Origin of the sequence: Amycolatopsis sp. Poz14 (assembly GCF_006704225.1) — a bacterium.
GTDB classification, from domain to species: Bacteria; Actinomycetota; Actinomycetes; order Mycobacteriales; family Pseudonocardiaceae; genus Amycolatopsis; species Amycolatopsis nivea.
On the sequence record NZ_JACLHD010000001.1, the window covers coordinates 3,801,813 to 3,826,919 of the forward strand.

Annotated in this window: 30 protein-coding genes; 19 read left to right on the top strand and 11 right to left on the bottom strand. The window is 70.1% G+C overall.

What is annotated here, in order from left to right:
* Positions 1-27 precede the first annotated feature (27 nt).
* On the bottom strand, positions 28-1,674 hold the full coding sequence (locus FKO37_RS18290; protein ID WP_238605194.1) for a PucR family transcriptional regulator: 1,647 nt from the start codon (positions 1,672-1,674) through the stop codon (positions 28-30).
* Between the two features lie 130 nt (positions 1,675-1,804).
* Between FKO37_RS18290 and FKO37_RS18295 the strand changes: the two genes are divergently transcribed.
* Positions 1,805-3,298, top strand: coding sequence for a CoA-acylating methylmalonate-semialdehyde dehydrogenase (locus tag FKO37_RS18295; RefSeq protein ID WP_238605196.1), 1,494 nt, complete (start codon positions 1,805-1,807; stop codon positions 3,296-3,298).
* A 7-nt stretch (positions 3,299-3,305) separates the two neighbouring features.
* Here the strand turns inward: FKO37_RS18295 and FKO37_RS18300 are convergent, their stop codons facing one another.
* The 8 genes from FKO37_RS18300 to FKO37_RS18335 are packed head-to-tail and all read right to left on the bottom strand — an operon-like array spanning position 3,306 to position 7,738.
* Entirely contained in the window at positions 3,306-3,818 is a 513-nt protein-coding gene (locus tag FKO37_RS18300) for a hypothetical protein (RefSeq protein WP_238605198.1), read from the bottom strand.
* Positions 3,815-4,408 carry a hypothetical protein gene (locus tag FKO37_RS18305; protein ID WP_238605199.1) on the bottom strand — a complete coding sequence of 198 codons (594 nt, stop codon included), beginning with the start codon at positions 4,406-4,408 and terminating at the stop codon, positions 3,815-3,817. The genes FKO37_RS18300 and FKO37_RS18305 overlap by 4 nt, the downstream gene beginning before the upstream one ends.
* Positions 4,405-4,563: a hypothetical protein gene (locus FKO37_RS18310; protein ID WP_238605201.1), complete on the bottom strand. Its 159-nt coding sequence runs from the start codon at positions 4,561-4,563 to the stop codon at positions 4,405-4,407. The genes FKO37_RS18305 and FKO37_RS18310 overlap by 4 nt, the downstream gene beginning before the upstream one ends.
* Complete coding sequence (locus FKO37_RS18315; protein WP_238605203.1) at positions 4,560-5,153, bottom strand: hypothetical protein; 594 nt, start codon at positions 5,151-5,153, stop codon at positions 4,560-4,562. The genes FKO37_RS18310 and FKO37_RS18315 overlap by 4 nt, the downstream gene beginning before the upstream one ends.
* Positions 5,150-5,659 carry a hypothetical protein gene (locus tag FKO37_RS18320; RefSeq protein WP_238605204.1) on the bottom strand — a complete coding sequence of 170 codons (510 nt, stop codon included), beginning with the start codon at positions 5,657-5,659 and terminating at the stop codon, positions 5,150-5,152. Before FKO37_RS18320 ends, FKO37_RS18315 begins: the two co-directional genes overlap by 4 nt.
* On the bottom strand, positions 5,656-6,918 hold the full coding sequence (locus FKO37_RS18325; protein ID WP_238605206.1) for a hypothetical protein: 1,263 nt from the start codon (positions 6,916-6,918) through the stop codon (positions 5,656-5,658). The genes FKO37_RS18320 and FKO37_RS18325 overlap by 4 nt, the downstream gene beginning before the upstream one ends.
* On the bottom strand, positions 6,915-7,238 hold the full coding sequence (locus FKO37_RS18330) for a type VII secretion target (protein WP_238605207.1): 324 nt from the start codon (positions 7,236-7,238) through the stop codon (positions 6,915-6,917). The genes FKO37_RS18325 and FKO37_RS18330 overlap by 4 nt, the downstream gene beginning before the upstream one ends.
* The gene (locus tag FKO37_RS18335; RefSeq protein ID WP_051729021.1) at positions 7,238-7,738 is read right to left on the bottom strand and encodes a YbaB/EbfC family nucleoid-associated protein; all 501 of its coding nucleotides are present in this window, start codon (positions 7,736-7,738) and stop codon (positions 7,238-7,240) included. The genes FKO37_RS18330 and FKO37_RS18335 overlap by 1 nt, the downstream gene beginning before the upstream one ends.
* Before the next feature lie 221 nt (positions 7,739-7,959).
* Here FKO37_RS18335 and hrcA point away from each other — a divergent pair, with 221 nt between their 5' ends.
* The 18 genes from hrcA (at position 7,960) to FKO37_RS18425 (ending at position 23,183) form a co-directional block, all read left to right on the top strand.
* Positions 7,960-8,985, top strand: coding sequence for a heat-inducible transcriptional repressor HrcA (hrcA, locus tag FKO37_RS18340; protein ID WP_238605209.1), 1,026 nt, complete (start codon positions 7,960-7,962; stop codon positions 8,983-8,985).
* Between the two features lie 51 nt (positions 8,986-9,036).
* On the top strand, positions 9,037-10,200 hold the full coding sequence (gene dnaJ, locus FKO37_RS18345; protein ID WP_037813614.1) for a molecular chaperone DnaJ: 1,164 nt from the start codon (positions 9,037-9,039) through the stop codon (positions 10,198-10,200).
* 2 nt (positions 10,201-10,202) lie between these two features.
* Complete coding sequence (locus tag FKO37_RS18350) at positions 10,203-10,955, top strand: 16S rRNA (uracil(1498)-N(3))-methyltransferase (RefSeq protein ID WP_037813609.1); 753 nt, start codon at positions 10,203-10,205, stop codon at positions 10,953-10,955.
* Between the two features lie 422 nt (positions 10,956-11,377).
* Positions 11,378-11,755 carry a histidine triad nucleotide-binding protein gene (locus FKO37_RS18355; protein WP_238605211.1) on the top strand — a complete coding sequence of 126 codons (378 nt, stop codon included), beginning with the start codon at positions 11,378-11,380 and terminating at the stop codon, positions 11,753-11,755.
* A gap of 94 nt (positions 11,756-11,849) precedes the next feature.
* On the top strand, positions 11,850-12,896 hold the full coding sequence (locus tag FKO37_RS18360; protein ID WP_037813601.1) for a PhoH family protein: 1,047 nt from the start codon (positions 11,850-11,852) through the stop codon (positions 12,894-12,896).
* The gene (gene ybeY / locus FKO37_RS18365) at positions 12,893-13,444 is read left to right on the top strand and encodes an rRNA maturation RNase YbeY (protein ID WP_037813600.1); all 552 of its coding nucleotides are present in this window, start codon (positions 12,893-12,895) and stop codon (positions 13,442-13,444) included. The genes FKO37_RS18360 and ybeY overlap by 4 nt, the downstream gene beginning before the upstream one ends.
* A gap of 9 nt (positions 13,445-13,453) precedes the next feature.
* Positions 13,454-14,779, top strand: coding sequence for a hemolysin family protein (locus tag FKO37_RS18370; RefSeq protein WP_037813598.1), 1,326 nt, complete (start codon positions 13,454-13,456; stop codon positions 14,777-14,779).
* Positions 14,772-15,110 (top strand): hypothetical protein, encoded by a 339-nt coding sequence (locus FKO37_RS18375; RefSeq protein ID WP_043837413.1) that lies wholly within the window; start codon positions 14,772-14,774, stop codon positions 15,108-15,110. Before FKO37_RS18370 ends, FKO37_RS18375 begins: the two co-directional genes overlap by 8 nt.
* Entirely contained in the window at positions 15,107-16,006 is a 900-nt protein-coding gene (gene era, locus FKO37_RS18380) for a GTPase Era (RefSeq protein WP_037813591.1), read from the top strand. The genes FKO37_RS18375 and era overlap by 4 nt, the downstream gene beginning before the upstream one ends.
* Before the next feature lie 76 nt (positions 16,007-16,082).
* The gene (locus tag FKO37_RS18385; protein ID WP_043837415.1) at positions 16,083-16,412 is read left to right on the top strand and encodes a CD225/dispanin family protein; all 330 of its coding nucleotides are present in this window, start codon (positions 16,083-16,085) and stop codon (positions 16,410-16,412) included.
* Positions 16,403-16,858: a DUF2752 domain-containing protein gene (locus FKO37_RS18390; RefSeq protein ID WP_162473062.1), complete on the top strand. Its 456-nt coding sequence runs from the start codon at positions 16,403-16,405 to the stop codon at positions 16,856-16,858. Before FKO37_RS18385 ends, FKO37_RS18390 begins: the two co-directional genes overlap by 10 nt.
* Before the next feature lie 175 nt (positions 16,859-17,033).
* Positions 17,034-18,089: an RDD family protein gene (locus FKO37_RS18395; RefSeq protein WP_238605213.1), complete on the top strand. Its 1,056-nt coding sequence runs from the start codon at positions 17,034-17,036 to the stop codon at positions 18,087-18,089.
* Positions 18,090-18,134: 45 nt separating this feature from the next.
* Complete coding sequence (locus tag FKO37_RS18400) at positions 18,135-18,593, top strand: CD225/dispanin family protein (protein WP_238605214.1); 459 nt, start codon at positions 18,135-18,137, stop codon at positions 18,591-18,593.
* Between the two features lie 49 nt (positions 18,594-18,642).
* Positions 18,643-19,419, top strand: a complete 777-nt coding sequence (gene recO, locus FKO37_RS18405; protein ID WP_037813585.1) for a DNA repair protein RecO — start codon at positions 18,643-18,645, stop codon at positions 19,417-19,419.
* Positions 19,420-19,445: 26 nt separating this feature from the next.
* On the top strand, positions 19,446-20,264 hold the full coding sequence (locus FKO37_RS18410) for an isoprenyl transferase (RefSeq protein WP_037813582.1): 819 nt from the start codon (positions 19,446-19,448) through the stop codon (positions 20,262-20,264).
* The gene (locus FKO37_RS18415) at positions 20,261-20,680 is read left to right on the top strand and encodes a YbjN domain-containing protein (protein ID WP_037813576.1); all 420 of its coding nucleotides are present in this window, start codon (positions 20,261-20,263) and stop codon (positions 20,678-20,680) included. Before FKO37_RS18410 ends, FKO37_RS18415 begins: the two co-directional genes overlap by 4 nt.
* Before the next feature lie 731 nt (positions 20,681-21,411).
* Positions 21,412-22,431 carry a permease gene (locus FKO37_RS18420; RefSeq protein ID WP_037813574.1) on the top strand — a complete coding sequence of 340 codons (1,020 nt, stop codon included), beginning with the start codon at positions 21,412-21,414 and terminating at the stop codon, positions 22,429-22,431.
* Positions 22,428-23,183, top strand: coding sequence for a TIGR03943 family protein (locus tag FKO37_RS18425; protein ID WP_037813572.1), 756 nt, complete (start codon positions 22,428-22,430; stop codon positions 23,181-23,183). The genes FKO37_RS18420 and FKO37_RS18425 overlap by 4 nt, the downstream gene beginning before the upstream one ends.
* A gap of 572 nt (positions 23,184-23,755) precedes the next feature.
* Here the strand turns inward: FKO37_RS18425 and FKO37_RS18430 are convergent.
* Positions 23,756-24,169 carry a Fur family transcriptional regulator gene (locus tag FKO37_RS18430; protein WP_162473063.1) on the bottom strand — a complete coding sequence of 138 codons (414 nt, stop codon included), beginning with the start codon at positions 24,167-24,169 and terminating at the stop codon, positions 23,756-23,758.
* Positions 24,170-24,171: 2 nt separating this feature from the next.
* The gene (locus tag FKO37_RS18435) at positions 24,172-24,534 is read right to left on the bottom strand and encodes a helix-turn-helix transcriptional regulator (RefSeq protein WP_037814175.1); all 363 of its coding nucleotides are present in this window, start codon (positions 24,532-24,534) and stop codon (positions 24,172-24,174) included.
* Between the last annotated feature and the right edge of the window lie 573 nt (positions 24,535-25,107).

The following is a 25,107-nucleotide window of genomic DNA, read 5'->3' on the forward strand; positions in this document are numbered from 1 at the left end:
CGAGGGATATCGGCACCGCGAACCCGATCACTGTGCTCCTCGTCCGGGTGGGTTTTCCTCGCTCGGACGGGTGGCGGCACCGAGGTCGTGCGCGAGCAATGCCACGTACAGCGACAACATCGACTCCGGATCTTCCAGTCGCACTCCCAGCACCTGTTCGATGCGGGCGAGTTGCTGGTAGTACGCCGTCCGCGAGGTGTGGGCAGCGACGGCCGCGGCGGACTTGTTGCCGCCGTGCGCGCAGTAGTGCCGCAGCGCGGGGACGAGGCGACTGCCCGACGCAGCGTCGCGTTCGAGGAGCGGGCCCAGCTCTCGTGCGGCGAAGGCGTGTACGCGCTCATCGTCGGCGAGAAGGTGCAGGAGGCCGCGTAGGCGAACGTCCTTAAGACGGTGCAACGGTTGTCCGTCGTCCTCGTCAAGCGCGGCGGCAGCGACGTGTGCGGCTTCGACCAAAGTGCGTTGTGCCTCAGCGGGTCCGGTGACAGTCGTGCCTACGCCGAGCGCGGCCGGCGCGGAAGCGCGCGCGTCGTGGATGTCGGTGGCTAGGCGCTGAAGGACGGCGTCCGCGTTGGCTTCCGGTGAGAGCGCGAGAAGCGCGCGTACGGCAGTCTCGTCCGTCGAAACCAGCGCGGACACCTTCGCCCGGCGCGTCGCGAGCGCGGTCGCTTCGGCCAGCTCGCGCAACAGTGGCGGCGTAGACAGCGTCGGGCGCGTAGTCGCAGTGATGCGTGGCCGTACCGCCAGGCCGACCAGCTGTCGTCCGGTCAGCGGCACGGCGAGCGCAGAAGAGCGCGCGAGGATCTCCGCGGTCGGCGCTGGCGAATTCAGCAACTCGGTCAACACCGCGCGGTGCGCTTGCCGTTCGAGGGTGTCGGAGTCGCGCGCGACGAGCCGGTGCACCGCGAGCGCCGACGCGGCCCGTTCGGCGACCACCTGGTACCGATGCGGTGGCGGCTCGGCGCACACGAGCACCAGCCGACCCCAGTCGTGGCCCCGCGCGCCGACCACGGTGACCAGCCAGCCCGCCGCCGAGTGGTACCCGGTGCGCTCGCCGACCTGCACCACTCGCGACCGAGCCGGCCAGCCGATCAGCAGTTCACCCGGATCCGTGCCTGCCGTGTCGTAGGCGAGGACTTCGTGTTCCAGCGTCTCGAGCACGACCGACTGCTCGGTCAGCCGCGCCACCTCGGCCAGCACCGCGGCGGGCTCAGCCCCCGCGACGGTCAGCGACGTGAACGTCTCGTGCACCCGCTCCGCCGCCCGCAGTTCGGCGAGCTGCGCGTCCACAATCATCCCATTCACTGCCTCGGTCACCGCGACGTAGCGCGTCTCGCGGGACAGCGTCACGAGCGGCAATCCGCGCTGCTCAGCCGCCGTGACCAGGGCGCGCGGCAGCCGGTCGTTCCAGTGCCGCACCAGCTCGACCACCAGGCCCGCGACGCCCACCTCGGCGAGATCGGCGACGTACCGGGTCAGCGTCGCGTCGTCGTCCGGGAGCGCGACCCCCGTGGTGAGCACGAGTTCTCCGCCGCGCAGCAGATGCGCGATGTCGGCGACCTCGGCCGCGTGCGCCCAGCGCACCCGCCGTTCGAGCCCGGTGCTGCCCGCGACCACGCGCGGACACCCTTGGCGCAGCACCGGCAACGCGAGCGCCTCGGCGACGGTCGGGTACATCGGTCCCCCTTGCTGGCCGGCAGGGCACAGACTGTACGGCGGAGAGGGGTAGTCCGTACACGTTGTCGATGGCGGACCCGCCTGTCTCGCCCGGAGACTCGGGGGCACCCGACCGGAAGGAGCGGACGTCGTGACCGACCGCATCAGCCATTGGATCGACGGCAAGCCGGTCGTCGGCACCGGACGCACCGGCGACGTGTACGACCCGGCGACCGGCCAGGTCAGCGCGCAGGTGGACTTCGCGGGGCCGGCCGAGGTGGACCAGGCGGTAGCCGCCGCGGCCGCTGCCTTGCCGGGCTGGCGGGGCACGTCGCTCGCCGGGCGCACGCGGGTGCTGTTCGCCTTCCGGGAGCTGCTCCAGGCGCGCAAACACGAGCTGGCGAAGATCGTGACGAGCGAGCACGGCAAGGTCGAATCGGACGCAGCGGGCGAGGTCGCGCGCGCGATCGAGAACGTCGAATACGCGTGCGGCGCGGCGCAAATGCTCAAGGGCGGGTTCAGCGAGAACGCCTCCACCGGCGTCGACGTGTACTCGATCGCGCAGCCGCTCGGCGTGGTCGGCGTGATCTCGCCGTTCAACTTCCCGGCGATGGTGCCGCTCTGGTTCGTGCCGAACGCGCTGGCGTGCGGCAACACCGTCGTGCTCAAACCGAGCGAGAAGGACCCGTCCGCGGCGCTGTTCATCGCGGAGCTTCTTGCCGAAGCGGGCCTGCCGTCCGGCGCGTTCAACGTGCTGCAGGGCGACAAAGTCGCGGTCGACGGACTTCTCGCGCACCCGGACGTCAAGGCGATCTCCTTCGTCGGCTCGACCCCGATCGCCCGCTACGTCTACGAAACCGGCACCAGCCACGGAAAGCGCGTCCAGGCGCTGGGCGGGGCGAAGAACCACATGGTCGTACTGCCGGACGCCGACCTCGACCTGGCCGCGGACGCCGCCGTGTCCGCCGGTTTCGGCTCGGCGGGCGAACGGTGCATGGCGGTTTCGGTAGTGGTCGCCGTCGAGCCGATCGCGGACGAACTGGTGGCCAAAATAGTGGACCGGATGCGGAAACTGCGCGTCGGGGACGGCCGCAAACCGTCGTCGGAGATGGGCCCGCTGGTGACCAGGGCGCACCACGAGCGAGTTGCGTCCTATGTGGACACCGGAGTGGCCGAAGGCGCGGAACTCGTGATGGACGGCCGGGGCGTGGAGGCAGACGGAGAGAACGACGGATTCTGGCTCGGCCCCACGCTTTTCGACCGCGTCACGCCCAGTATGGCGGTGTACACCGACGAAATCTTCGGCCCCGTCCTGTCCGTCGCCCGAACGACGAGCTTCGACGACGCGCTGGCGCTCATCAATGCCAACCCGTACGGCAACGGAACCGCCATCTTCACCGGCGACGGACGCGCCGCGCGCCGCTTCCAGAACGAGGTCGAGGTAGGCATGGTAGGCGTCAACGTCCCCATCCCGGTGCCCGTCGGGTACTACTCCTTCGGCGGCTGGAAGGACTCCCTGTTCGGCGACACGCACGCCTACGGACCAGAGGGATTCCACTTCTTCACGCGGACAAAGGTGGTCACATCGCGGTGGCCGGACACCTCGCACGCGGGGGTGAACCTGGGGTTCCCGAAGAATTCGTGACCCGGGCTCACCACACGCCGTTTTCGCCGACGATGCTCGCCACCGTGCCGCTGTTCCCGAGCAGGCACACCGCGATGACTCGCTCGTCCGCCAGCCGTTTGCCACGGGCCGGATTGACCGAATGGGTGCGGCCGCCCACGCGGAGCTGCCATTTCTCGATCGTTCCCGGACCGCGCGGGGTGTGCTTGACCCCGACCGGGTAGTCGTCGGTGATCGGACCGGCACCGAAATCGTGCACCGGCCCGGGCACGACCGTCAGCGGCGCGCGGCAGTCGGCGAACTGCCGCCGCCCGAACCGGACTGCCAGCACGAGGACGACCAGGGCGACCGCCACCGCCACCAACGCGGACGCGGTGAAGCCGGATTTGGCGACCGCGACGACCGCGATCGTCACCTCGATCGCGACGAACACCCAGACCGCCCAGAAGAAGCAGCCGAGCGCCTCCCCGCGCTGGCTCGGATGCAGTCTCCCGGCGAGATTGGCGGCGGCGACCTCGCCGGGATCGGCCTTCGCGGTCACGCGGCGACCACATTGACCAGCAATTTGCTGCGCGGGGTGAAGATCGCACCGTTGGTGCGGCCGCCGAGCACCCGGCTCTTCAGATCGGGATCGAGCCGGTAGCTCTTTCCGTTCACGACGAGGTAGGTGAAGGCGATCCGTTCCGTGATCTCGTACAGGTACATCGGGGGAAGGACGCCGGACGGCCGGTGCTGCACGTGCCCGAAATCGTGCGTCAGGCCGGGCACCACGGTGACCTTGCCCTCGCGCCAGTCCGCCAGCCGCCGTCGGATCGCGCGCCCGGGATACACCGCGAGCACCAGGAAGACGAGCGACATCACGTACAGGGACGCGTTCTTCGACCAGTAGGACACCAGCGGCTTGCCGAAGTAGGCGTTGATGTTGTTGGTGGCCTGGATCATGGCGGGGCTGATGCCGAACCAGATCGGAGTCAGGACCGCCAGCGCGACGAGGACGAGCAGCACCAGGACGAGCGTCCAGAAGTTGCCGTCCAGCACCATGTTCCGCTGCGACGGATGCAGGCGTCCTTCCCGGTTGGCCTGGTCGGCGGCCGCCTGCACAGTCTCTTCCCGCACCTGTTCTCCGCTCACGCCGGAAGGATGTTGACCACGATCTTGCTGCGCCGCCGCGGTGAACACCAGACCGCCCAGAAGAGGGCGTCAAAGACCACCCCGCGTTGACTCGGGTGCAGGCTTCCGGCTGGGTCGGCGGCGGCGACCTCGCCGGGATCGGCTTTCGCGGTCACGCGGCGACCACGTTGACCAGAATCTTGCTGCGCGGGGTCAGAATCGCGGCGTTCGTGCGGTTGCCGAGCACTCGCTGCCGCATGTCGTAATCGAGCCGGTAGGTCTTGCCGTGCACGACGAGATACGTGAACGTCATCCGGTCGGTCATCTCGTAGAGGTACATCGGGTGCTGCCCGCGCGGCGGGATCTTGGTGACGTGCCCGTAGTCGTGCGTCCAGCCGGGTACCACGTCGAGTTTGCCGCTGCGCACCTCCGCCACCCGCCGCCAGATGAGCCGGGCGGGGAACACGGCGAGCGCGAGGAAGAACACCGTCAGCAGATACACCTGCCAGTTCAGCGACCAGTACGACACCGGCGGCAGACCGGCGTCGGCGTGCAACTGGTCCAGGCCCCGCACCTGGTCGGCGCTCACTCCGATCCCGATCGGAGCCATGATCGCGGCGGCGACGAACAGGATGATCCACACGACCGCCATCGAGAAGCCCGCGTTGAGGATCATCGTCCGCTGGGACGGATGCAGGCGTCCTTCCCGGTTGGCCTGGTCGGCGGCCGCCTGAACAGTCTCTTCCCGCACCTGTTCTCCGCTCACGCCGGAAGGATGTTGACCACGATCTTGCTGCGCGGGATCACGCAGACGGTGTTGTTCCGGTTCGGCTGGAGGGCTTCGAACTGCCGTTCGGTGAGCCGGTAAGTGGTGCCGCCCGCGTTCATCTCCCATTGCGAGGTGCGGGCGAAGTAGTGCCGCACGCAGATCGGGTAGGCGTGGGATTGGCCGTCCTGTTCGAAGTTGTGGGTCCAGCCGGTGATGACGGTGAGCGGGCGGCTGAGGTTCTGGTAGCTGCGGAGGCAGCTGACCAGCAAGGCCACGATGAGGAGGAGCACGAACGGCGCCGCGCCGAGAGTCTCCGCACGGTGCTGCCCGTCGAGGACGTTCGTGGTCAGCGGCAGGACGACCGCGAACACGATCAGCGCGGCGGCCAGTCCGAGCTGGAACCGGATCCATCCGCCGACCAGCAGGGACCGCTGGGACGGGTGCAGCCGCCCGGCCAAGTTCGCGGTCGCGACCTCGGCCGGGTCAGCGGAGCGCACTGTCATCGAGGACCGCCCTCGGAGCCGCCGCCCTCGGAGCCGGTGCTCTCGGAACCGCCGCCTTCGCCGCCCTCTTCGCGAGCGTGCTCCTTCTCGTACGACTCGGCGGACTCATGCGAGCGGTCGATCTGCTCGTTCTCCTGCCGCCGCCCTTCGGCCACGACGCCGGTGGTGTCGGCGGTGTTCCACTTGGGCACGCCGCCGTCGGCTTCCTGCCATTTCGACAGGTTGAGGGAGCTGCGGTTCGGTTCGGCGAACTTGGACAGGTTGTCCGGGAGCTTGGCACCGGTCGCGTCCTTCCAGTCCTCGGCCTTCTCGCCGGCCTTCTCCCACTTCTCTGCCCGGCTGAGCTTGTCCCAGTCCGCACCGGCCTGTTTGAGCTTGTTGGCCTTGTTCTCGACGGAAACCGCCGCGTCGACGCTCTTGTCGGTCAGCTTGCCCGCGTTCTTGCCGAGTTTGCGGAGTGCGTTCGCGGCGTCTTCGATCGCGCCCTTCGCCTTGCCCGCTTTCTGCGCGAGCTTCTCGAGCTGCTCCACGACCTTCGCGATCCGGCCGGAAATCTTCTCCGCGAGGATCCCGCCCTCGACCACCGTGTCGGCGATGAACGCGGCCACGGTCCCGCCGAACGTGCACCAGGACGACGCCAGCGCGGCCAGTCCCTTGATGATCAGCTCGCCGACGAACGACGAGATCATGTCGCGGATGATGCCGCGTTCGGTCCCGACGAGCGCGGCCGCGATCGTCATGCCGACCGAGGTGCCCTTGGCCTGCGCGGACGCGCCCTTCAGCGTGGCGACGTATCCGGCGGCCGTGGTCTGGTAGGCGGAGCCGCCCTGCCCCTGGAAGTCGGGTTTCACCTTGGCGGCGGCCTGCTGGTACTGAGTCGCGCTCTCGTCGAGCTGCTTGGAGATGTTCTGCCAGGTCGTCGCCTTGGCGGTGACTGCCTCCGGGTTGCCGGCGAGCTTGTCCAGGCCCTCCTTGAGGAAACTGATGTGCTCGATCAGCCAGCCGACCCCCGCAGCGGCCAACGAGCCGAGCGGGTCCATCGCGGCGCCGAGCAGGTCGAGCCCGTCGGTGATGCCGTCCATGACCAGGTTGCCCCAGTCGCCCGCGCGGGCGTCGGTGATGGTCGAGGCGACGTCGTTGAAGATCCCGGTGCCGGAGGTCTGGGCGTTGAGATTGTCCATCTCATTGCTCGACGACCCCATGTTGGTGAGCGCGCCCGAGGGCGCCTCGCTCGTCGCGACCAGCGGGTTCCCGCTCATGCCGGCAGCTCCTTCCCGAGTCCGTCGACGGTGCCGACAGTCTGTTTTTCGTGGTCGCGGTACGCGTCGTGGGCCGAGCCCAGCCGATCGGCGATATCGTCGGCGGCCCCGGCGACCAGGCCGATGAACATGCTCGCGGTCCCGGTGAAGCCCTGCATCACCATGGCGAACGGGAGGCCGACGATTCCGAAGGAATCGTCTCCCAGGGCTTGGCCCTGTTCCGCGGCCTGCGCTGCCGTGTGCACCCCGGCGGCGATGTCCTGCACGTCGCCTTTGTGCTGCTGCAGGGCCTCGAGATGGACCTGGTATCCGTCTGCCATCAGTTCCTCCCCAGGAACGAGCCGCCGCCGTAGTAGTCGTCGTCGTCCGTCGGGTCCGGTGCCGGGCGGGCCGGGCGCGCGGGACGGGACGGCGGAGCGGCGGGAGGCGCGGAATCGTCCTGCGCGTCGAAAAATTGCGGCTGCGGCGGCGCGGGCGGGGCCGTTTCCTCCGGAACTTCCGGTTCCGGGATCTGTTCTTCGAGGAATTTCATCGCGTCGCTGTTCTCGCCGATCACCGGTGCCATGATCGCGGTCAGCTGCTGCGCCGCCTGGGCCTGGGCGCGCCGGGCGGTGGCCAGGACAGCGGCCGCGAGGGCGGCGCGCGGCATCTCGTCCGCGCGGGAGCCGAACTGGAGTTCCTGCAGCGCACCGGCGGTGTTGACGGTCGCGGTGACCGCGCCGTCCTGGCTCGTCGCGGTCGCCGACACGTGCTTCAGCCGTTCCTGGGCCTCCGCGGCCCGCTGCCGGATTTCGGCGATTTCGGGAGAAAGTGCGTTCATGTCGGCCACTGCTTTCGGATCGAGTGGTTCATAGTCTTTCCGAGGCAGAAAACCGGGTTCCGGTTCCCCGTGCAAGCGAAGTTCCGAGTTGCCCGGTTCGTCGCTATTAAAAATTGTTTGCCAGCCTTTTACTCCCGCTCGCCCGGACCGGAGGGCGCGCCGGGCACCGCCGGGTCCGTAAACTCGTTGTGAGTAGCAGGAGGACCGCGAAGGAGGTGCCGGTGGCGAACACGGACGAGCGTCGCTTCGAGGTGCTGCGCGCGATCGTCGCCGACTATGTCTCGAACCAGGAGCCGGTCGGGTCGAAGACGATCGTCGAGCGGCACAACCTGGGCGTTTCCAGTGCCACCGTGCGCAACGACATGGCCGCCCTGGAAGAAGAGGGGTACATCGCCCAGCCGCACACCAGCGCGGGCCGGATCCCGACCGACAAGGGGTACCGGCTGTTCGTCGACCGGCTTTCGGAGATCAAGCCGCTGTCGGCCGCCGAGCGGCGCGCGATCACCAGCTTCCTCGACTCCGGCACCGACCTCGACGACGTGCTGCGCCGGTCGGTCCGGCTGCTCGCGCAGCTCACCCGCCAGGTCGCGGTGGTGCAGTACCCGATGCTCACCAACACCGTGGCGCGCCACCTCGAGGTGGTCCCGCTCACGCCCGCGCGGCTCATGCTGGTGCTGATCACCGACTCCGGCCGGGTCGACCAGCGCACCGTCGACCTCGGCGACGTGGTCACCGAGGAGACCGTGCTGCGGCTGCGCACCGTGCTCAACGGCGCGCTCGCCGGGCGGCGGCTGGCCGACGCGGCGGCGAACGTGGCGGAGCTGCCCGACGCCGCTCCGCCGGACCTGCGCGACCACCTCACCCGGATCTGCACCACACTGGTCGAATCGCTGGTCGAGCACCCGGAAGAGCGGATCGTGCTCGGCGGCACCGGCAACCTCACCCGCAACGTCGCGGACTTCCCCGGGTCGCTGCGCCAGGTGCTCGAAGCGCTCGAGGAACAGGTGGTGGTGCTGAAGCTGCTCGCCGCCGCCCGCAACCCCGGTGCGGTCACCGTGCTCATCGGTGAGGAAAATGAGGACGAGCAGATGCGCAGCACCTCGGTCGTGTCCATCGGCTACGGCCGGGACGACATGCTGCTCGGGGGGATGGGCGTCGTCGGGCCGACCAGGATGGACTACCCCGGCACGATCGCGGCGGTCCGAGCGGTCGCCAACTACGTGGGGCAGATCCTGTCCGGCCGCTGACCGGCGGCAGGCCGGGGACGTGGCGGAACACGAAGGAGAAGGCAGAGCAACGTGGCGAGGGACTACTACGGGATCCTCGGGGTGGCCAAGAACGCGAGCGATCAGGAGATCAAGCGCGCGTACCGCAAGCTGGCCCGTGAGCTGCACCCCGACGTGAACCCGTCGGAGGACGCCCAGCACCGCTTCGGCGAGGTGACCACCGCGTACGAGGTGCTCTCCGATCCGCAGAAGCGCAAGATCGTCGACCTCGGCGGCGACCCGATGGACGGGGGCGGCCGCGGCGGAGGCGGCGGCGACCCGTTCGCGGGCTTCGGCGGGCTCGGCGACATCATGGACGCCTTCTTCGGCGCCGCGGGCGGAGGCGGCGGACGGGGCCGCGGGCCGCGCAGCCGCGTGCAGCCCGGCTCCGACGCGCTGATCCGGCTCGGCCTCACCCTCGAGGAGTGCGCGACCGGCGTCGACCGCGAGATCACCGTCGACACCGCGATCGTCTGCGACCTGTGCCGCGGCGCGGGCACCGCCGAGGGCACCAGCACCAAGACCTGCGACACCTGCGGCGGGGCCGGCGAGGTCCAGTCCGTGCAGCGGTCGTTCCTCGGCCAGGTCGTCACCGCGCGCCCGTGCCCGGTGTGCCGCGGCTTCGGCGAGGTCATCCCCGACCCGTGCCGCCAGTGCGGCGGCGACGGCCGGATCCGGTCGCGGCGCGGCGTCACCGCGAAGATCCCGCCCGGCGTCGGCGACGGCATGCGGATCCGGCTGTCCGGCCAGGGCGAGGTCGGCCCCGGCGGCGGCCCGGCGGGCGACCTCTACGTCGAGATCGACGAGGCCCCGCACGAGGTGTTCGTCCGCGAGGGCAACGACCTGCACTGCAACTTCCGCATCCCGATGACCACCGCGGCGCTCGGCGCGACGGTCCCGATCGCCACCCTGGTCGACGGCGACTACGAACTCGACATCGAGCCCGGCACCCAGCCCAACACCGAACTGGTGCTCACCGGCAAGGGCATGCCGCGGCTGCGCTCGTCCGGCCGCGTCGACGGCCGCGGCGACCTGCACGTGCACATCGACGTCGTGGTGCCGACCAAGCTCGACGAGGCCCAGCGCGACCTGCTCGTCGACCTGGCCCAGCAGCGCGGCGAAGAGGTCCCGACGCTTGCCGCCAACGGCAGCAAGCACGGCGGCCTGTTCTCCAAGCTCCGCGCGAAGAACCGCTGACTGTGCCGGACACCACACTGCCGGTCTTCCTCGCCCCGGCGGTGCCCGCCGAAGGACGGGCGCTGCTCGACGGCGAGGAAGCCCGGCACGCGGCCACTGTGCGCCGGCTGCGCGTGGGGGAGCAGCTCGTGCTCTCCGACGGCGCCGGCGCGATGGCCCGCTGCGCCGTGGACGCCGTCGAAGCGGGCCGGGCGGCCTCGGTCACGCTCACCGTTCTCGAGCGCTGGCAAGAAGAACCGCCCGCGCTGCGCGTCCACGTCGCCCAGGCCCTCGCCAAGGGCGACCGCGGGGAATTGGCCGTCGAACTGGCCACCGAAGCCGGCGCGGACGCGATCGTGCCCTGGCGCGCCGCCCGCAGCGTCGCCCGCTGGGACGACGGACCCCGCGGCGAGAAAGCCCTCGCCCGCTGGCGCGCCACCGCCCGCTCAGCCGCGAAACAAGCCCGCCGCGCCCACGTGCCCGCCGTCGCCGAACCAGTCGGCACCCGCGAGCTCGCACAACTGGCCGCCACGATGTCCGCGACGCTCGTCCTCGAATCCGGCGTCACCAGCAAACTCACCGACCTCGACCTCCCCGACGGCGGCGACCTCCTCCTCGTCGTCGGCCCCGAAGGCGGCATCACCGACGACGAACTCGCCGCCCTCGAACAAGCCGGAGCCACCACGGTCCGCCTCGGCCCGACCGTCCTCCGCACCTCCACCGCGGCCGCCGTCGCACTAGGCGCACTAGGCGTTCTCACCGGCCGCTGGCACTGACCGCCCGGCACCCGCGAAACCCGGCAGAACCCCTAAACATCCGCACCAGGTGATGGCGCGCCGCAGCCCCGCCAGCTACTCTGCTTCGCAACGTGCGAACACGAGGGTTTCAGCCCGCTCCCACGCGGGCATTACCCTTGAGTACGCGAACCCATACCCCGCCGGGCACCTCCCCCCTCGGTCCGGCGGAGCCGCGGCGGCGGTGGAGCGACCCCCAGGCTCCACCGCGCCGCGGCGTCTTCGTATCGCCTGGCGGCGATCCTTCGCCGCCGCTGGTTCCGCCATTACTCCCGGGGGGCCGAGCCCCCCGGACCCCCACGGTGCGGTGGTTGCGTGGCGTGCGTTCGTCGCCTTGGCGAGTGGGGTGGTTGCGTGGCGTGCGTTCGTCGCCTTGGGGAGTGGGGGTTTGTAGGGTGTCGCGTATGAGTGATGCTGGCGCTGCGGAGACGTTGTTCGAGCGGATTATTGCTGGGGAGATTCCGGCGGACGTCGTGTATCAGGACGACGCCACGTTTGCGTTTCGGGACATCAATCCGCAGGCGCGGGTGCATGTGCTCGTGGTGCCTCGGAAGAGGTATCGGAACGTCGGGGAGTTGGCGGAGGCGGATCCGGAGTTGTTGAGCGCTGTGTTGTTGACGGCGCGGAAGGTTGCCGAGATCGAGGGGATCTCCGGCAGTGGGTATCGGGTGGTTTTCAACACTGATGCTGACGCCGGGCAGACGGTGTTTCATGTGCATGCCCATGTGCTCGGCGGGGAGCAGCTCGGGTTGTTCGGGAAGCCGCAGGCCGGGGTGCACTGAAACCGGGCTGCGAGCGGGTGTCGGGGACAAGTAGCATCTATGGGGTCCCTGTACGTTGACTTGCGAAGTGCGCAGAAAGCAGGACCGAGGCCACGTGGCCGGAACTGAGACGGGTGGAGCCGCCCGACCTGACAATCGGGTATCGGCCGAGGCACAGGTTCGATTCCCGATCCCGGAGGCGGCTCAGCTGAGCCTGCTGGGGTCCCGGGACGAGAACCTGCGGGTGGCCGAAGAACTGCTGGCTGCTGACGTGCACGTGCGCGGCAACGAGGTCACGCTGACCGGTGCCGCGGCCGATGTGGCGTTCGCGGAGCGGGTCTTCACCGAACTGGTGCAGCTCGCCGGCGGCGGGCAGCAGGTCGGGCCCGACACGGTGCGGCGGACTGTGGGGATGCTGTCCAGCGGCGACGCGTCGCCCGCGGAGGTGCTGAGCCTCAACATCGTGTCGCGGCGCGGGAAGACCATCCGGCCCAAGACGCTGAACCAGAAGCGGTACGTCGACGCGATCGACAAGCACACGATCGTTTTCGGGATCGGGCCCGCCGGTACCGGCAAGACGTACCTCGCGATGGCGAAGGCCGTGCAGGCGTTGCAGGCCAAGCAGGTCACGCGGATCGTGCTGACGCGTCCGGCGGTCGAGGCCGGCGAGCGGCTCGGGTACCTGCCGGGCACTTTGAACGAGAAGATCGACCCGTACCTGCGGCCGCTCTACGATGCGCTGCACGACATGGTCGAACCGGAGTCGATTCCGCGGCTGATGCAGGCGGGGACGATCGAAATCGCACCGCTGGCCTACATGCGCGGCCGGACGCTGAACGACGCCTTCATCATCCTCGACGAGGCGCAGAACACCACGCCCGAGCAGATGAAGATGTTCCTCACCCGCCTCGGGTTCGGCGCGAAGATCGTCGTCACCGGCGACATCACCCAGATCGACCTCCCCGGCGGGCAGCGCAGCGGGCTCCGCGTCGTGCGCGACATCCTCGGCGGCGTCGAGGACCTGCACTTCGCCGAGCTCACCAGCCAGGACGTCGTCCGGCACAAACTGGTCGGCGACATCGTCGACGCGTACGAGAAGTGGCAGGCCGTGCAGGACGCGCAAGAGCAGCAGGCCGGCGGCTGGAAAGGCACCCGCCGATGAGCATCGAGATCGCCAACGAATCCGGCGTCGACGTCGACGAGACGTCCATCGTCTCCGCCGCCCGCTACACGCTGGAGAAAATGGAGGTCAGCCCGCTCGCCGAGCTGTCCATCCTCTGCGTCACCCTCGAGGTGATGGAAGACCTCCACGAACGCTGGATGGACCTGCCCGGGCCCACCGACGTCATGGCCTTCCCGATGGACGAACTCGACTCCTCGCGCCGCCCCGACGCGCCCGACTCGTCCCCGGCGCTGCTCGGCGACATCGTGCTCTGCCCGGCGTTCGCGAAAGACCAGGCGAAAACCGCGGGCCACCGGCTGATCGACGAACTGCACCTGCTCACCGTCCACGGCTGCCTGCACCTCCTCGGCTACGACCACGCCGAGCCCGCCGAGGAACGCGAGATGTTCGGGCTGCAGAAGCGGATCCTCGGCGAATTCCAGGCCGCGGTCGCCGCGCACCAGGCCCGCGACGCGCAACGCGACGTCGACGACCGCGTGCTCGGCATCGCCGGGCTCGACGCGCCGCGGCCCGGGGAAACGCCCTAGGCTCCGACGATGGGAAACCCCCCGGCACAGGTCGTCATCGCGGTGACGCTGGTGCTGCTCGCGGGTGTGTTCGCCGCCGCGGACGCCGCGGTCGGCACGGTGTCGCAAGCCCGGGTCGACGGCCTCGTCCGCAACGGCCGCGTCGGAGCCCGCCAGCTCGCCGCGGTCGTCGCCGAACGCCGCAGGCACATCAACCTGCTGCTCCTGCTCCGGCTGGCCTGCGAACTCACCGCCACGGTGCTGGTCACCGTGTCCTTCGTCGCCTGGTTCGACCGGCTGTGGCTCGCCATCCTGGTGTCCGCGGTCGTCATGGTCGTGGTCAGCTACGTCCTCATCGGCGTCGGCCCGCGCACCATCGGCCGCCAGCACCCGTACCGCGTCGGCACGATCGTCGCCGGGCCGGTCCGCGCCCTCGGCACCGTCCTCGGCCCGCTGTCGCGGCTGCTGATCGTGCTCGGCAACGCGATCACCCCCGGCCGCGGCTTCCGCGAAGGCCCGTTCACCTCCGAGGTCGAACTGCGCGAACTCGTCGACCTCGCCCAGGAACGCGGCGTCGTCGAGGACTCCGAACGCGAGATGATCCACTCGGTGTTCGAACTCGGCGACACCGTCGCCCGCGAGGTCATGGTGCCGCGCACCGAGATCGTGTGGATCGAACGCACCAAAACCGTGCGCCAGGCCCTCGCGCTCGCGCTGCGCACCGGCTTCACCCGGGTCCCCGTGATCGACGATTCGGTGGACGACATCGTCGGCGTGGTCAACATCAAAGACCTCATGCCCGAGTACATGGGCCCGGACGGGCCGAGCACGGTCGTCGGCGCGGTGATGAACCCGGCGAGCTTCGTGCCCGACTCCAAACGGCTCGACGAGCTGCTCAAGGAAATGCAGCGCACGCACAACCACATGGCGATCGCGGTGGACGAGTACGGCGGCACCGCCGGCCTGCTCACCATCGAGGACATCCTCGAGGAGATCGTCGGCGAGATCACCGACGAATCCGACGCCGACGAACGCCCCGAGGTCGAGGAGCTCGAGGACGGGTCGGTCCGCGTGTCGTCCCGGCTCGGCGTCGACGACCTCGGCGAACTGTTCGGCATCGACCTCGAAGACCACGACGTGGAGACCGTGGGCGGGCTGCTCGCCGAGCGACTGGGTAGGGTCCCGCTGCCGGGGGCCGAAGCCGAGGTCGCCGGTCTTCGGCTGTTCGCCGAAGGGGGCAAGGACCGCCGCGGCCGGATGCGCATCACCTCCGTGGTCGTCCGGCCGTCGTCGGCGCGCCCGCGCACCCGCCCGCCCCAGCCCGAAGAGCACGACAGGAGAGTCGAACATGCCTGACCTCGACGCCGAGGACCAGAAGCTGGTCACGCTGGCCCGTTCGGCCCGCGCCCGCAACGGCGCGGACGAAGGCGCCGCGGTCCGCGACACCGACGGCCGCACCTACGCCGCGACCACGGTCGACCAGCCGTCGTTCAAGCTCACCGCCGTGCAGGCCGCCGTCGCCGCCGCGCTGTCCAGCGGAGCCGAAGGCCTCGAAGCCGCCGCCGTGGTCACCGCGGACGCGCTGGTCGCCGAGGCGTCCGTGCACGCGGTCCGCGACGTGACCAAGACCGCGCCGATCATCTTCGCCGACCCGTCCGGCGCCGTCGTCGAGGTGCTGCAGTCGTGACCGAACCGCACCGTTCCGGTTTCGCCTGCTTCGTCGGCCGCCCCAACGCGGGCAAATCGACGCTCACGAACGCGCTCGTCGGCACGAAGGTCGCGATCACCTCCAGCAAGCCGCAGACCACCCGGCACGCCATCCGCGGCATCGTCCACCGCGACGACGCGCAGCTGGTGATCATCGACACCCCGGGCCTGCACCGTCCGCGCACGCTGCTCGGCCAGCGGCTCAACGACATCGTGCACGAGACCTGGTCCGAAGTGGACGTCGTCGGGTTCTGCGTGCCCGCCAACGAAAAAGTCGGCCCCGGCGACCGGTTCATCGCCGCCGAGCTGAAGAAGATCGCCCGGCGCACCCCGGTGATCGGCATCGTCACCAAGACCGACCTCGTGAAGCCGGAGCAGGTCGCCGAGCAGCTGGTCGCGCTGCAAGAGGTGATGGAGTTCGCCGACCTCGTGCCGGTGTCCGCCGTCGACGGTTTCCAGGTGCAGACGGTCGCCGACCTGCTGGTGCAGCGGCTGCCCGAAGGCCCGCAGCTGTACCCGGGCGGCGAGCTCACCGACGAGCCCGAGCAGACCCTCGTCGCCGAGCTGATCCGCGAAGCCGCGCTCGAAGGCGTCCGCGACGAACTGCCGCACTCCATCGCGGTGACCGTCGAGGAAATGCTGCCGCGCGAGGACCGCGACGACCTCATCGACATCCACGCGCTGCTGTACGTGGAACGCCCCAGCCAGAAGGGGATCATCCTCGGGCACAAGGGCGAACGGCTGCGCGAGGTCGGCGCGACCGCGCGCAAGCACATCGAGCGGCTGCTGGGCACGAAGGTGTACCTCGACCTGCACATCAAGGTCGCCAAGGATTGGCAGCGGGACCCGAAGCAGCTCCGCAGGCTGGGTTTCTGACCGGTTGTGGCCGTGCCCGGCGGCGCGGGCGGGTAACGTCGAGCCGAACCGCATCCGATTTGTCCAGGGGGACCGCATGACCGGCCCGTATCCGCCGCAGGGCCCGTACCCGCCGTCGTACGGTTACCCGCCGCAGTATCCGCCGCCGCCGGACAGCAACCTGGTGTGGGCGATCCTGGCGACGGTGTTCTGCTGTCTCCCGCTGGGGATCGTCGCGATCGTCAAGGCCAGCCAGGTGAACACCTTGTGGTACCAGGGATACGCGGCCGAAGCGCACCGCGCGGCGGACGAGGCGCGCAAGTGGGCGATGTGGTCGGCGCTCAGCATCGCCATCCTGATCGGGCTGTACGTGCTCGTCGCGATCATCGTGCTGGCGGTGGCCGGGAACGTGCTCTGGTGGCATTGAGCACCGTCTACACCGGACAGCCGGCGCGCGGAACCCGTGCGGTGGCAAGGGCTCTCGCGGGCCCGGCGGCCGCGGCGGGCGGCATCGGCCTCGCCTGCGTCGCGGTGTGGTTCGGCGATCCGACCACCCCAGGCGGCCCGCTTCCGGTGTGCCCGACCAAGCTGCTTTTCGGGATCGACTGCCCGGGCTGCGGCGGGCTCCGGATGGCCTACAGCGTGCTGCACGGCGATTTTTCCGCGGCACTGCACTACAACGCGGTAGCGCTGGTGTTCGCCGCGCTCTTCGCGTGGAGCGGTCTCGCCTGGACGATGGGACGGCTGCGCGGCCGGACGATGCGGTCCTGGCTGCATTGGCGCTGGACGCCGCACGTCGTCGCGGTCGTGTTCGTCCTGTGGTTCGTGGCGCGCAACGTTCCGTTCTCGCCGTTCACCGGCCTGTACGTCTGAGTTAGCCCCGTTTTCGCTGTGCCTGGAACGGTTCCGGCGGCAGTGCCGTCCCCCGCATCACCCGATGCGGACACCTGCTCGGCCCGGCCTCGCCAGACGAGGTACGCTCCCGCGCACTGACGTGTCCACAGCGGACGCGGCCAGGCCCAGCTTGCTGCAACGAGGGGGACACTCGATGACCTATCCCTACGGCCAGTCCGGCGGACCGCCGTTCGGCGCGCCGCCGGGACAGCAGGCACCGGGGTACCCCCAGCCCGCCGGCTTCGGCCAGCCGTACGGCCGGGTCTACGCGGACTGGGGCCAGCGCGCCGGCGCCTATCTCATCGACTTCGCCCCGCTTCTCGGCGGGGTGCTGATCGCCCTGCTCGTGTCGCTGTTCTCCGGCGTCGGGGGCACGATCGTCTACCTCCTCGCGATTCTCGGCAGTCTCGCCTGGACGGTCTTCAACCGCTGGATCAACGGCGGCAACACCGGCCAGTCGCTGGGAAAGCGAATCGTCGGGATCAAACTCGTCAGCGAGGCCACCGGCGAACCGATCGGGGCCGGGATGGCGTTCGTCCGCGACCTCGCGCACGCGCTGGACAGCATGGCGTTCGCGCTCGGCTACCTGTGGCCGCTGTGGGACGACAAGGCGCAGACGTTCTCGGACAAGATCCTCAGCACGGTGGTGCTGCCCGCCGGTTCAGAGCCTTCGGGCGCGGCTGGTTTCGGACAGGGCGGTTTCGGGCAGCCGGGCGGGTTTTCCGGCCAGCCTGGCGGGTTCGGCCAGCCCGGCGGTTTTCCCGGTCAGCCGGGAGGTTTCCCGGGCACCGCGCCGCAGCCTGGTTTCGGGCAGCCCGCCTCGGGCGGCTTCCCCGCGCAGCCGGCGCCGAACGCCGGTTTTCCCGCCGCACCGCCCGGATTCGGGGCCCCGCAGCAGGGATTCGGCCAGCCGCCAGTACCGGGAACCCCGCCGCAGCAAGGATTCGGCCAGCCGCAGCCCGCGTTCGGGCAGCCGGGCCAGCCGCAGCCGGGATTCGGGCAGCCGTCCGCGGGAGCGCCGCAGCCGGGCCCCACGCCGTTCGACCAGCCCGAGCCGACCCAAGTCGTGCGCCCGCCCGCGCCACAGCAACCACAGTCCGAAGCGTTCGGCGCCGCTGAACGCACCCAGGTCGTGCATCCGGCAAGCGAGCCGGAAGCGACGCAGATGATCAAGCCGGAATCGCCGAAGCCCGGTCCGGCCCAGTCCTGATCCGCACCGGATCACGGTAAGTACGAGGAACTCGGGGGAACCCAGATGACCAATCCCTACGGCCAGCCCCAGCAGCCCTACGGCGGCCAGCCGCAGCAGCCCTACGGCCAGCAGCCGTACCCGCAGTCCGGTGCGACGCCGGCGCAGCCGTACCCGCAGCAGCCCTACGGCCAGCCCGCGCCGTACGGCCAGCCCGCTTTCGGCGGCGCGCCCGGCGGCGACCTGAGCGCCATCAAGGACTACAAGGGCTGGGCGATCGGCTGCATCTTCCTGATGTGGATCCTCGCGATCTTCGCGATCATGAAGTCGAACGAAGTCCAGTCGTACAAGATGCAGGGCAACTACGCGATGGCCCAGCAGGCGTCGCAGACGACGAAGACCCTGTGCCTCATCGCCACCATCATCGGGGCGCTCGCCTGGGTCGTCGCGATCATCATGATCATCGTGGGCCTCGTGGCCGCGTCCGAGGTGCACAGCTACTACTGCACCGGCAGCTACTGCTGAACCAGGGTGTCCCGCCCCGGCGTCGCCCCCGAAGTGGGACGATGTCGGGGTGGTGAACCTCTACCGCGACACCGGGGTGGTGCTGCGCACGCACAAGCTGGGCGAGGCCGACCGGATCGTCACCCTGCTCACGAGGCGGCACGGCAAGGTCCGGGCCGTCGCGAAGGGCGTGCGGCGCACGTCGTCGCGGTTCGGGGCGCGGCTGGAGCCGTTCGGGCACGTGGACGTGCAGTTCTATCCCGGCCGGTCGCTCGACGTCATCACCCAGGTCGAGACCGTCGACGCGTTCGCGCTGCCGCTGGTGGCCGACTACCAGCGCTACACCGCGGCGTCGGCGATCGCGGAAACCGCGGACCGGCTCTCGGCCGAAGAGGGCGAACCGGTCATGAAGCTGTACCTGCTGGTCGTGGGCGCGCTGCGGGCGCTGGCCGGCGGGCAGCGGGACGCGTCGCTGGTGCTCGACGCGTTCTTCCTCCGGGCCATGGCCTACGCGGGCTGGGCCCCGGCCATCACCGAATGCGCCCGCTGCGGCCTGCCCGGCCCGCACGCCGCGTTCAACGTCGCCGCGGGCGGCTCGATGTGCCCGGACTGCCGGATCGCCGGTTCGGTGCATCCCGCGCCCGAGGTGCTGACCCTGCTGGACGCGCTGCTGCAGGGGGAGTGGGCGGTCGCGGAATCGTCGCCGGGGATCACCCGCCGGGACGCGTCCGGCCTGGTCGCGGCGCATCTGCAGTGGCATCTGGAACGGCAGCTGCGGTCGCTCCCGCTCGTGGAGCGGCGTGCCCGGGAGGCCGCCGGGCCGGGCCCAGTAGGGTCGGCCGGGTAGGAAATCCATTCTTCAGGAGGCCGGGAGTGCTGCGCAGGGGACGGGAGACCCGCTCGGCGGGGTACGAGCTGCGGGCTCCGGATCCGCATCCCTCGGGCGCGAAGCCGCCGGAGATCCCGGCGGACCTGGTGCCGAAGCACGTCGCGCTCGTCATGGACGGCAACGGCCGCTGGGCCAACCAGCGCGGCCTGCCGCGGATCGAGGGCCACAAACGCGGCGAGGCCGTGATGATCGACGTCGCGAGCGGCGCGGTCGAACTCGGCGTGAAGTGGCTTTCGGTGTACGCCTTCTCGACGGAAAACTGGAAGCGCAGCCCCGAGGAAGTCCGGTTCCTCATGGGCTTCAACCGCGACACCATCCGCCGCCAGGTCGACTACCTCGGCTCGATCGGCGTGCGCATCCGCTGGGCGGGGCGGCGCCCGAAGCTGTGGGCGAGCGTGATCAAGGAACTGCAGGTCGCCGAAGAGAAGACCAAGAACAACACCAAGCTCAACATGACCATGTGCGTCAACTACGGCGGCCGGGCCGAACTGGGCGACGCGATGCGCCGGATCGGCCAGGACGTCGCGGCGGGCAAGATCAACCCGGACAAGATCGACGAACGCACCATCGGGAAGTACCTGTACCAGCCGGAAATGCCGGACGTGGACCTGTTCCTCCGGCCGTCCGGGGAGCAGCGGACGTCGAACTTCCTGCTGTGGCAGTCGGCGTATGCGGAGATGGTCTACCAGGACACGCTGTTCCCGGACTTCGACCGGACCCACCTGTGGCAGGCGTGCCTCGACTTCGCGAAACGCGACCGCCGGTTCGGCGGCGCGGTGGACCAGGCAGGGAGCACGAAATGAGCACCGCGGAAGCCGCCGAGACCGGCGCACTGCTCACCCGGGCGCGCGAAGCACTGGAACGGTACCTAGAGGTCCACGTCGACGACGACGGCGCGATCACGTTCTCCCACGCGGACGTCCCGTGCGTCATCCAGGCCACCCGCCTCGCCGACGGCCTCACGGTGCTCAGCCTGACCTGCGTAGTGGCCTGGGACCTGCCCGACGACCCAGCCCTGGCGGTCGCGGTCGCCGAACGGGCCGGACAGGGTCTGTTCGGGACCTTGGGCGTCGGCCACACGGAGCGCGGGGTGGACGTGACCCTGCGGTACGCCTTCCCGGCGGAGGGGATGGATCCTTCGCCGCTGGGGACGTTGCTGATGCTGGTGGTTTCGACTGCTTCGCAGCTGCGGACCGAGCTGCCTGGGGTGGAGGCCTGAGCCGGGTTTCGGCTGGGGTTGTGGTTTTCGCTTCGCTGCTGCTGTGGCGTCGGTCTACGCGGTCTGGTGGCGGGTTCGCTCTCTGATTGGCTTCGCGCTCCCGTGTGTGTCGTTGATGCCTGGGCTCTTGGTGAAATTCCCTTGGCCACACCACGTTTCGCGCCCTGCCTCGCCCGGACGGAACTCGCTGGCGCCTCGCCCGCACGTGCTTGTGCTGCATCACGGACCTCCTTAGCCGGGCCGAACTTCGCACTTGACCAGTTCGCCGCTGGCAGGTGCCCTGCTTGGCTTCCGCGTTCGCGGCCACTCCGCTATCCGTCTCGGCTGGGGTCGCGCGCCGGGCTGGAGTTCTGCCGTCTGTTCGGTGTGCGGCTTCGCTGCCGAGCTTTCCTGTCCGGGCCACTCCGCTACTCGTCCCGGCTTGGGTTGCGTGCGGAGCCCCGCCACCCGCCCGATGCGCCGCTTCGCTGCCAAGCCCTTCCGTCCAAGCCGCCCACCACCCTTCCCGAACCCTCTCCCTCCCAGCACCGCCCGCCCGATGCGCCGCTTCGCTGCCAAGCCCTTCCGTCCAAGCCTCCCCGCCCCGACCCCGCTCTCTCTCGCACCGCCCGCCCGTTTCCGCCCCTTCCGCCCTCCCAATCGGGTGACATTCACGCAAAACCGGCGCGAGGGGTCCCCTCGCACCACCGGCGGCTGGGGTTCTGTCGGACCCGGCTGGCATCATCGCCTTCGTGGAAACCCTTTCCAACAACGCCGCCGAGGAACGCCCCCGCACGCGGCGCTTCCGGATCAGCTCCATCGAGATCCTGTGCGCCGTCCTGCTGGTCGCGGTCCTGGCGCAAAGCAAGCTCCAAGACCTCTTCGACGTGCCCGCCCTGCGCACCGGATCCACCGTCTTCGTCGCGGTGTGCGTGCAGGCGCTGCCGTTCCTCGTGCTCGGCGTGCTGATCAGCGGCGCGATCGCCGCCTTCGTGCCCGCCCGCGCGCTGGAACGGGTGCTGCCGAAGAAAGCGTCGGCGGCGGTCGGCGTCGCCGGGCTGGCCGGAGTCGCGTTGCCCGGCTGCGAATGCGCGTCGGTTCCCGTCGCGCGCCGGTTGATCGGCCAAGGAGTCGCACCCGCCGCCGCGCTCACCTTCCTGCTCGCCGCGCCCGCGGTGAACCCCGTCGTGCTGGTGGCCACCGCGGTTGCGTTCCCCGGCCGTCCGGAAATGGTGTTCGCGCGGTTCGCCGGCTCGCTCGCCACCGCGATGGTGATGGGCTGGATCTGGGCCCGCTGGGGCAAGCTCTCCTGGATCACCGAACGGGCGCTGCGCCGCTTGCCCGATGTCGAACCGGGACAGCGATGGCGCGTATTCGCCGAAACCGCCCGCACCGATCTCGTGGAAGCAGGCGGATTTCTCGTCCTCGGCGCGCTGATTTCCGCCTCGCTCAACGTTCTCGTGCCCGCGAAGTGGTTTGAAGTGCTGTCCGGGCAGATCATCGTCGGCGTCGTGGTGATGGCAGTTCTGGCCGTGGTCCTGGCATTGTGCAGCGAGGCCGACGCGTTCGTCGCCGCCTCGCTCACCGCCGTGCCGTTGCTGCCGAAGCTGGTGTTCCTGGTGGTCGGCCCGGCCATCGACGTCAAGCTTTTCGCTTTGCAGACCGGCACTTTCGGCCGTTCCTTCGCCGCGCGGTTCGCCCCGGTCACCTTCGTGGTGGCGATCGCGTGCGGGACCGTCGCGGGCGTGATCTTCCTCGGAGGCGTCCAATGAGGCGCGAAACGCAGAACGTCCTGCTGATCCTCCTGGGCGGCGCCTTGGTGAAAATCGCGCTCAACGGCGACTACTTGCGCTACGTAAAACCAGCCCAGCAACCATGGATCATCGCCGGCGGAGCAGTGATGCTCGTGCTGGGCGCGACAGCCATCATCCGCGACATCGCAGCCGCACGCGCCGCGGCGAAAGCAGCGAACGAATCCGAAGCAGACACCGAACATCCAGACGCGCACGGCCACCACCATCACCCCGCGCGCTCAGCCTGGCTGCTCGTCGTCCCGGTACTGGCGGTGTTCCTCGTCGCCCCGCCCGCACTCGGCGCGGATTCGGTCACGCGCACCGAAGCACGCCTTCCCGCCAGCGCCGCGACCACCTCGGCAGCCGCGTTCCCGCCGCTCCCCGCCGGAGCAGTGGTGCCGATGGCGATGAACGAGGTCGTCACGCGCGCAGGCTGGGACGCCAACGGCACCATGAACGGACGCACCGTCGAGATCTCCGGTTTCGTCGTGCACACCGGAGGCCAAACCCTGTTGGCCCGCTTGGTAATCAGCTGCTGCGCAGCCGACGCGGCCCCCGTCACTGTGCACCTCAAAGGCGGCGGCGCCGACCGCTTCCCGAGCGACACCTGGCTGCGCGTCGCGGGCCAGATCGTCCCGGGCACCGCGACCCAGGCCAACGGCTACACGCCGGACCTGGTCCCGGTGACAGTCGAACGGATCACCGCGCCGAAGGATCCGTATGAATACTGAGAGGACCAACGCCGCCGACACGCCCGCCGCACCCGCCTCGGAACGCGGACCGCCGCCTCGGCCCGCCCGGTGCACCTGAGTTTCTTCGGCTGATCCCCGGAGCGTCCTGCTTCGTGCGCTGTTTCAAGCCCGCCGCTTGAGCAGCCCCCGAACGGACCCCGTCCACGATCGGCCCGAGTTCCTCAGAGTTGCGAAACCCCGCGGCCCGACGGCCTCGCAGCGGCTCCGCTTGCCGGAAGCCTGCTCCGACCCCTGGACGCCCGCGTCTCCGCCCAGCCCGGAGCGATTCCGCCGCCGGACACCGGTCGGGTCGCCTGCCCGACGGGCCTGGCCGACGAGGGCTACGACGCGAACGTGGGTCACGTGCGGACGAGCCCCGACGCCGATAAGGGCCGAGACGCGAGCGTGGGCCACGCTGCAGACGAGGGCTGTGATGCCGACGAGGGCCGCGACGCGAGCGTAGGTCACGACACGGACGACGCCCGCGGTGCCGACAAGGGCCGTGACGCGGACGAAGGTCACGACACGGACGACGCCCGCGGTGCCGACGAGGGCCGTGACGCGGACGAAGGTCAGCTCGCGTGCTCGGCGCAGGTGCCGGTGATCTCCACGGTGTGGCTGATGTCGGTGAACCCGTGGTCCGCGGCGATCTTCTCCGCCCAGCGCTCCACCGCGGGACCCTCGACCTCAACCGTGCGCCCGCACACCCGGCACACCAGGTGATGGTGGTGGTGCGACGAGCACCGACGGTAGATGGCCTCGCCGGAGTCGGTGCGCAGCACGTCGATCTCGCCCGCCTCGGAGAGCGACTGCAGCGTCCGGTAGACGGTGGTCAGGCCGATGCCGTCGCCGCGCTTGCGGAGTTCGTCGTGGAGCTCCTGGGCCGAGCGGAAGTCGTCGACGGTGCTCAGCAGGTCGACCACCGCCGCACGCTGCTTCGTGGAGCGCCGGCCGGGCACCGGGACCGGTTTGGGGGCCGAGGACATCGTCACTTCCCTTCCTGCACGTGGGCGACCGCGTCGACGACGATGTGCGCCAAGTGGTCGTCCACCAGCCGGTAGACGACCTCGCGGCCGCGCCGCTCGCCCTGGACCACGCCCGCGGTCTTGAGAACGCGGAGGTGCTGGCTGATCAACGGCTGGGCGACGTCGAGTTCGTCCACGAGCTCGTGCACGCACCGGTCCGCCTCCCGCAACTGCAGCACGATAGCGATCCGCACCGGAGCGGCGAGCGCCCGGAGCAGTTCGCCGGCGTCGGCGAGCACGCCGGGAGGCATGACCGCAGGCCCGGAACTGGCGGGCCGCCCCGCCGAGCCGCCTGCGTCGACGGGATGCGGAGGGTCCGCGGGCAGTTCTGCCTGACCGCCGGCAGCCGCCTCATCCGCGGCCGCCGAAGTCGCGGTGTGCTCGGTTGCGGTCGGGGCCGGAGCGGCAGGACTGTCTGCTCCGGTCTGGTCTGCGGCGGCGGAGGTGCGCTCAGCGGAAGTCGGGGTGTTCTCGGTTGCGGTCGGAGCCGGAACGGCAGAACCGCCTGCCTCGATGTGGTCTGCGGCAGCGTTCTTCACTGAGGCCTCGGCGTTCCTGGTCGTTGTCGGTCCCGGGGCGTCCGAGTCGGCCGCAGCCGGGCTGTGGTGTTCTGCGAATGCCTCGGTCGTGGCGGAGTGCGGAGCTGCGGCGGTCGTCTCGTCCGCGGCTGAGTGGGCTGCTGAGGCCTCGCCGCCGCCGGTCGATGCCGATACCGGGGCGGCTGAGTCCGCGGCAGACGCTTCTGCCGCACCGGAGTGGTTCACGGCCGAGGTCGCCGCAGCCGGACCTGCGGCACCCGAGCTCGCCGCCGCCGAGCCTGCGGCAATCGAACCTGCGGCAACCGAACCCGCCGTAGCCGGAGACCCGGCCCCCATACCGTCGGACAGGGCGCTCGAAGG